A 6,720-nucleotide genomic window follows, 5' to 3' on the forward strand; every position below is an offset into this window, starting at 1 on the left:
AGGGATGTGAAAACATTCTTAACAAGTGGGAGGAGAAAATATAATTCTCCGTAAAGACCACAAAGCAAGGAGGAACTTAGCATGGCTAAGCATGGAAAAAAATATACAGAAGCACTAAAACAAGTAGATAAAAACAAACGCTACACCGCTGAAGAAGCCGTTGAGTTATTGAAGAAGGTTGACTATGCCAAATTTGACGCAACTGTTGAAGTTGCCGTTAACTTGGATGTTGATCCTAAACAAGCTGACCAACAAATTCGTGGTGCTATCGTACTACCAAATGGTACAGGTAAAACACAAAAGGTTATTGTCTTTGCTGAAGGACAACAAGCTAAGGATGCAGAAGCAGCCGGCGCTGATGTTGTAGGTTCAGATGATCTTGTTGACAAGATCCAAGACGGTTGGCTAGACTTTGACGTTGCTGTTGCAACACCACCAATGATGGCTAAAGTTGGACGTTTAGGTCGTATTCTTGGACCTAAAGGTTTGATGCCTAACCCTAAGACAGGTACTGTTACTATGGACGTTACAAAGGCTGTTAATGATATTAAAGCCGGACAAGTTACATACCGTGTCGACTCAAATGGTCTTATCCACGCACCTATTGGTAAGATTTCATTCGATACAAAGAAAATTACAGAAAACTTTGATGCATTCTACGGTGCTATCGTAAAAGCTCGTCCTGCATCACTTAAAGGTAATTATGTAACAAGTGTTAATATGACATCCACATTCGGACCTGGTCTAAAAATTAACGCTTAATGTTGACTAATAACCAAAATAATGATAAATTATTATAGTTGATTTCTACCGAAGACTCAGGTGATGAAAGTCTTAATATCCTGCCGAGGCCAGAAGATTATTTCACTTAATCTCTGTGTCCTGAGGGCACAGAGATTTTATTATTTTTAAGCCGTTGTAGATAATTAACTAAAAAATTGTGGAGGTGAAACGTAATAATGAAGCAAGATGTACTAGCACAAAAACAAGCACAAGTTGATGCAGTTGCTAAACAATTAACAGGCGCAAAGTCAGTTATCGTTGTTGACTACTTAGGTCTAACTGTTGAACAAGCAACAGAAATGCGTGCTGAATTACGTGAACAAAATGCTACAATGCAAGTTATCAAGAATACAATCTTGAGACGTGCAGCTGAAAAAGCTGGTGTTGAAGGTCTAGAGAAATTCTTCGTTGGACCAACAGCTATTGCTTATTCAGAAGAAGATCCTGTTGGACCTGCTAAAGTAGCTGCTAAGTTTGCCAAAGATGTTGAATCCGTTGAAATCAAGGGTGGAATCATCGAAGGTAAAGCAGCTTCACTTGATGAAATTCAAGAACTTGCAACATTACCAGACAGAGATGGCATGCTATCAATGTTGGTATCTGTATTACAAGCTCCTGTTCGCGACTTTGCTATGGTTGTTAAGGCCGTTGCAGATAAAGAAGACGATGGACAAGAAGCTACTAACTAATTAAAAAAACTCATAATATTTGGAGGACATTAAAATGGCTTTAGATACACAAAAGATTATCGATGATTTAAAAGATGCTTCAATTCTAGAACTTAACGACCTTGTTAAGGCTATTGAAGAAGAATTTGACGTTAAGGCTGCTGCTCCAGTTGCTGCTGCCGGTGCTGCTGGTGGAGACGCTGCTGCAGAAAAAGATTCATTCGACGTTGAACTTACAGAAGCAGGACAAGAAAAGGTTAAGGTTATCAAGGAAGTTCGTGGTATCACAGGACTTGGCTTGAAGGACTCAAAGGACCTTGTTGATGGCGCTCCTAAGGTTATCAAGGAAGGCGTTGCTAAGGCTGACGCTGACGACATGAAGGCTAAACTTGAAGCTGTTGGTGCAACAGTTACATTGAAGTAATACACTTTATGTTAAAATTAATCCTCGTAAGAGGATTTTTTTTTACCCTCAAATAGTAGTGAGGAAGGAAAAATTATGGCAAATCAATATTTTGAAAATACACCTGGTTTAGAGCATGAAGTAAAGAATTTTAATTTTACCTTACGAAAGCACAACTTGGATTTTATGTCAGATAGTGGCGTTTTCTCAAGACAGACCATTGACTATGGCTCTCGTGTTTTGATTGAGGCGATTGATTTCCAAAATATTCCTAATGGCAATATTTTGGATGTTGGTTGTGGCTATGGTCCAATTGGTTTAGCACTTGCTAAAGAACAGGATAAGAGAACAGTAACAATGGTCGATGTTAATTTGCGGGCCTTAGATTTAGCTAAGCAAAATGCTTCTAACAATCAGATTAAAAATGTAGAAATTTTTGAATCTGACGTTTATAAAGAAGTTAAAGATAAGTATGCTTTGATAGTTTCTAATCCTCCTGTAAGAGCAGGCAAGAGCGTTGTTACAGCAATTCTTGCCGAATCTAAGGATTATTTGGAACCAAATGGTGAATTATGGATAGTTCTACAAAAGAAGCAAGGTGCACCCTCGGCTAAAAAATTAATGGATAAAACTTTTGGCAATGTGGAAATTGTCACTCGTGAAAAAGGATATTATATTCTCAAAAGTAAAATGATTTAAAAAATCTAGCAATATGGTATATTCATATTGGAGGCGTTTACTTATGAAGAAAAAAATATTAATCGGTATTTTATTATCTTGTGTTTCAACGGGAACTTATTTTGCAGTGCGCGCAGTGAAGCACTCTATGAAAGAAAATGCTGCTAAAAAAGATCGAGAAAAATTGGAATCCTTTGTTGAAAAATATCTTCACGGTAACGATAAATTGATGGATTTTGTCAGGACTCTTTCAGATGATCAAGTTAAAGAATTGATTAGTATTTTAGAGTCGCTCCAAAAGCAAAAAGATCAATTGAAGATTAAAGCTCCAATTTTACCAAAATATTTGGAGAAGAAAGTAACTAACTTAATTAACTAATATGATATTTTCAGAAGAACAGATAAATGGATATATGGAACAAGCTTTAACACAAGCTAAAGAAGCTGAAACTAGAGGAGAAGTTCCAATCGGCTGCATTATCGTCGATAACTTAACTGGCGAAGTGATTGCTAAGGGTTCGAATGAACGAGAAGAAACTCAAGATGCTATCAAGCATGCAGAGATTATTGCGATAGAAGCAGCTTGTAAAAAAATTGGCAGCTGGCGTCTAGAGCACACTAGTTTATTCGTGACCTTAGAACCATGTCCGATGTGTGCCGGGGCAATTATTAATAGTCGTGTGGAAGAAGTTATTTTTGGAGCTAGCGACCCTAAAGCTGGGTCAGTAGGATCAATCAATAACTTATTGACTGAAACGCGCTACAATCACCAACCAGAAGTATTGAGCAATATTAAGGCTGATGAATCAGCTCAGCTTTTAAGAAATTTTTTCCGAAAAATTCGCTCTAAGAAGTAGAAAAGTTTAGTGATTTATAGTATGATAGTTATTGCCGCAAGGCCTTAGGGCAATGATGCTCTTACAAATCGTGTCAGATCCGGAAGGAAGCAGCACTAAGTAAGGTGTGTCATGTGCCTTTTGTTATGCATATAAGCCTCCTAATCTGTTAAAGATTAGGAGTTTTTTTGTGGTAAAATTTACATATCAGATTTTTTAAGGAGAAAAAATGGCATATCAAGCACTATATCGAGTTTGGCGTCCCCAAACTTTTTCTGATGTAATCGGTCAAGATGTTATCACTCAGACCCTGCGTAATGCAGTCGCTAGTCAAATGACCAGCCATGCTTATTTGTTCAGTGGTCCCAGAGGAACAGGTAAGACATCTTGTGCTAAAATTTTAGCCAAAGCGGTCAACTGCCTTAATCCCCAAGATGGCGAACCTTGCAATAAATGCGAGATTTGTTTGGCAGCAAACGAGAACCGTTTGAACGATGTGATTGAAATTGATGCTGCTTCAAATAATGGTGTTGAAGAAATTCGTGATATCCGCGATAAAGTTAAGTACGCACCAACTGAAGCTAAGTTCAAAGTATATATCATCGATGAAGTTCACATGCTTTCCCAAGGTGCTTTTAATGCCTTATTGAAGACACTAGAAGAACCACCTGAAAATGTCATGTTTATTTTAGCCACAACGGAACCACAAAAGATTCCGGCCACGATTATTTCTAGAACTCAAAGTTTTAATTTTCGAAGAATTTCCCGCCAAGATATTTTGAAGCGGATGGAATTCATTTTAAATGATAAAAATATTGAATATGACGATGAAGCATTGAATATCATTGCTGCCTCAGCAGAAGGTGGAATGCGTGATGCTTTAAGTATTTTGGATCAAGCGTTATCCTATGGCGATGATTCGTTGACTTTAAAGAATGCCCAAGAAGTAACCGGTGCATTAAGCAATGAACAGATTGTTTCTTATATGACAGCGATCGCTGATAATAAACCGGCACAGGCTCTGACTAGTTTGTATCAAATCTTAGCTAGCGGTCGTTCAGCTTTGAGATTTACTGAAATGATTATCCGAGTTTGTCGTAATTTAATCTTGTATAATTCTAATTCAGATTTATCTAAGCAAATGGATAGCTCGGTCATGACTCAAGAATTGCTCGACATCGCTAACAAGTTCGACAATGCACGCTTGTTTTATATTGTCGACCAAGTCAGCGCTACGCAAAAGAATTTAAAGAATTCTAACCAAACTGATATTTATATGGAAATCTTAACCGTCAAAATTAGCGAACCTCAAGTGGAGCAAGTAGCGTCGCAACAAAATCCTACGGAAGTTCCAGTGAGTGACAACGATAATGGCAATCTTGAACTAGATAAATTGCGCGATGAAGTGTCACACTTGCAAAATGAAGTTAAGACTTTATCAAACGGTACGACCAAGCCTGCTGCTACACAGCCAACTAAAAAGGCTCACCATCGAAATAATAATAACCGTCTCAATAAGACTGCTATTTATAAAGTTTTGAGCAATGCTACTAAAAATGATTTGGTAGCAGCTCGAGATATTTGGCCCGATTTAATGAGTATGCTTTCAATAACACAACGTGCTATGATGAAAGTCGCAGAGCCAGTTGCAGCTTCTTCTGATGGAATCGTGGTAGCTTTTGACTATGCAATGTGGTTTGAGCAAGTTCAAGACGATACTGGTTTCTTACAAGAATTGAGCGACAACACTAGCAAGTTGATGAAAAAAGATTGCCAAATCGTTCTAGTACCAAAGGTCGATTGGCCTAAAATTAGAAAAGAATATATCGACAATAATATTGATTTAAGCAATAAAGACAATGTAAAATCTAAGAAAGAAACTAAAAAAACTGATCCCACCGTTGATGAAGCATTAAAATTATTTGGTGACGATATAGTTGATGTTAAAGATGACTAGGAGGAATTTTTTATGAGTAAAGGAATGCCAAATATGGGTGGAATGGGTGGCAATATGGCCAACATTATGCGCCAAGCTCAAAAGATGCAAAAAGAAGTTCAATCAACTACTGAAGAACTCAACAAAACTGAATACACTGGTAAATCAGTTGACGATTTTGTGGTTGTGAAAGTTACTGGCGATAAAAAAATCGCTGATATGACAATCAGCGACAAGATTATTGATCCAGATGATCCTGATACTTTGCAAGATATGTTGATTGATGCTTTGAACAATGCTTTTGATGCTGTTGATAAAGATAAGCAAGAAAAATTAGGTAAATACACAAACGGGTTGATGTAATGAAATATCCAGAACCAATATCTAAATTAATTGATAGTTATATGATGTTACCAGGAATTGGTCGTAAAACCGCAACAAGGATGGCTTTTTTCACACTTGGTATGGATAAAGATCAGGTTAAGGAATTTGCTGATAATTTAATTTCCGCAAAAACTGACCTGAAATCTTGTAAAATCTGCGGCAATATTACTACAGAAGAGATTTGTCCTATTTGTAGCGATAAAAATCGCGACCAATCAACAATTTTAGTGGTTGAACAAGCCAAAGATATTATGTCACTAGACGATATGAACGGATATAACGGATTGTATCACGTGCTAGGAGGGGTTCTCTCACCAGTTGATGGGATTGGACCTGAAGACTTAAATATTAAGCTCTTACTAAATCGCTTGAAGGAGAACTCGCAGGTTAAAGAGTTGATCATCGCTACTAATGCCACTCCCGAGGGTGAAGCTACTGCCCAATACATAGCCAAATTAGTTAAGCCAGCAGGAATAAAAGTAACTAGATTAGCACATGGTTTAGCTGTCGGATCTGATATCGAATATGCAGATGAAATGACTCTAAAGAGTGCGGTTCTAGGTCGCAGGGAGATTTAACATGTTTGGTAGAAAAAAAGTAAGCGTCCAAAAAATGGAAGATGACCGTCTGTTAGATAATATTCATATTATCCAAACTAGAATTAGCAATAGAAAACGGATGATCAATAATTCAGTAGACGTTGATGAAACAACTCGAATCAAAATGAAATTAGATCAGTTGAAATATCAATACTTGTATTTAGAGGCAAGACGTCGAAAAGCTAAGGCTAAAGCAACTACGAATATTATCTTTGGTGATGAAGATACATTCTTGAAACAGCCTAGTCGCGCTGAAAAGCACTGGTAAAACAGAATTTTAAACTAAAGGACTATGGCGAGATAATTATGGCTGTTCGTCAAATTAAGTTGATGGCAGTTTACATAAGCAGTTAGATCATAATTGGTCTAGCTGTTTTTTATTTGGCTGACGAGCTTGCTCGGAGCCAAAAAATTTGAAGATTGATACGCTTAA

10 protein-coding genes, 1 other RNA gene and 1 other annotated feature are annotated in these 6,720 nt (G+C 37.3%); all 11 genes read left to right on the forward strand.

All coding sequences use genetic code 11. From position 1 onward, the window contains the following. The first annotated feature begins 81 nt into the window (after positions 1 to 81). The 11 genes from rplA to FHL05_RS09285 all read left to right on the forward strand — a co-directional run bounded on the left by rplA (position 82) and on the right by FHL05_RS09285 (position 6,555). On the forward strand, positions 82 to 762 hold the full coding sequence (rplA, locus tag FHL05_RS09235) for a 50S ribosomal protein L1 (protein ID WP_153385149.1): 681 nt from the start codon (positions 82 to 84) through the stop codon (positions 760 to 762). A gap of 30 nt (positions 763 to 792) precedes the next feature. Continuing rightward, positions 793 to 912, forward strand: a sequence feature (ribosomal protein L10 leader region). Positions 913 to 959: 47 nt separating this feature from the next. Continuing rightward, positions 960 to 1,472 carry a 50S ribosomal protein L10 gene (gene rplJ / locus FHL05_RS09240; protein WP_153385150.1) on the forward strand — a complete coding sequence of 171 codons (513 nt, stop codon included), beginning with the start codon at positions 960 to 962 and terminating at the stop codon, positions 1,470 to 1,472. A 34-nt stretch (positions 1,473 to 1,506) separates the two neighbouring features. After that, complete coding sequence (gene rplL, locus FHL05_RS09245; protein ID WP_057867318.1) at positions 1,507 to 1,875, forward strand: 50S ribosomal protein L7/L12; 369 nt, start codon at positions 1,507 to 1,509, stop codon at positions 1,873 to 1,875. A gap of 75 nt (positions 1,876 to 1,950) precedes the next feature. After that, positions 1,951 to 2,553, forward strand: a complete 603-nt coding sequence (locus FHL05_RS09250; protein ID WP_153385151.1) for a class I SAM-dependent methyltransferase — start codon at positions 1,951 to 1,953, stop codon at positions 2,551 to 2,553. 43 nt (positions 2,554 to 2,596) lie between these two features. Next, entirely contained in the window at positions 2,597 to 2,911 is a 315-nt protein-coding gene (locus FHL05_RS09255; protein ID WP_153385152.1) for a hypothetical protein, read from the forward strand. Position 2,912: 1 nt separating this feature from the next. After that, positions 2,913 to 3,389 (forward strand): nucleoside deaminase, encoded by a 477-nt coding sequence (locus FHL05_RS09260; RefSeq protein ID WP_162000270.1) that lies wholly within the window; start codon positions 2,913 to 2,915, stop codon positions 3,387 to 3,389. A gap of 36 nt (positions 3,390 to 3,425) precedes the next feature. After that, positions 3,426 to 3,526, forward strand: an RNA gene (gene ffs, locus FHL05_RS09265) — signal recognition particle sRNA small type. A 71-nt stretch (positions 3,527 to 3,597) separates the two neighbouring features. After that, complete coding sequence (gene dnaX, locus FHL05_RS09270) at positions 3,598 to 5,325, forward strand: DNA polymerase III subunit gamma/tau (RefSeq protein WP_153522526.1); 1,728 nt, start codon at positions 3,598 to 3,600, stop codon at positions 5,323 to 5,325. A 33-nt stretch (positions 5,326 to 5,358) separates the two neighbouring features. Next, positions 5,359 to 5,667, forward strand: a complete 309-nt coding sequence (locus FHL05_RS09275; RefSeq protein ID WP_337692532.1) for a YbaB/EbfC family nucleoid-associated protein — start codon at positions 5,359 to 5,361, stop codon at positions 5,665 to 5,667. Further along, entirely contained in the window at positions 5,667 to 6,266 is a 600-nt protein-coding gene (gene recR, locus FHL05_RS09280; RefSeq protein WP_153385156.1) for a recombination mediator RecR, read from the forward strand. The genes FHL05_RS09275 and recR overlap by 1 nt, the downstream gene beginning before the upstream one ends. Position 6,267: 1 nt before the next feature. Further along, positions 6,268 to 6,555, forward strand: a complete 288-nt coding sequence (locus tag FHL05_RS09285) for a DUF2508 family protein (RefSeq protein ID WP_153385157.1) — start codon at positions 6,268 to 6,270, stop codon at positions 6,553 to 6,555. Positions 6,556 to 6,720: the final 165 nt, after the last annotated feature.

The organism is Companilactobacillus halodurans (assembly GCF_009600995.1).
GTDB lineage: Bacteria > Bacillota > Bacilli > Lactobacillales > Lactobacillaceae > Companilactobacillus > Companilactobacillus halodurans.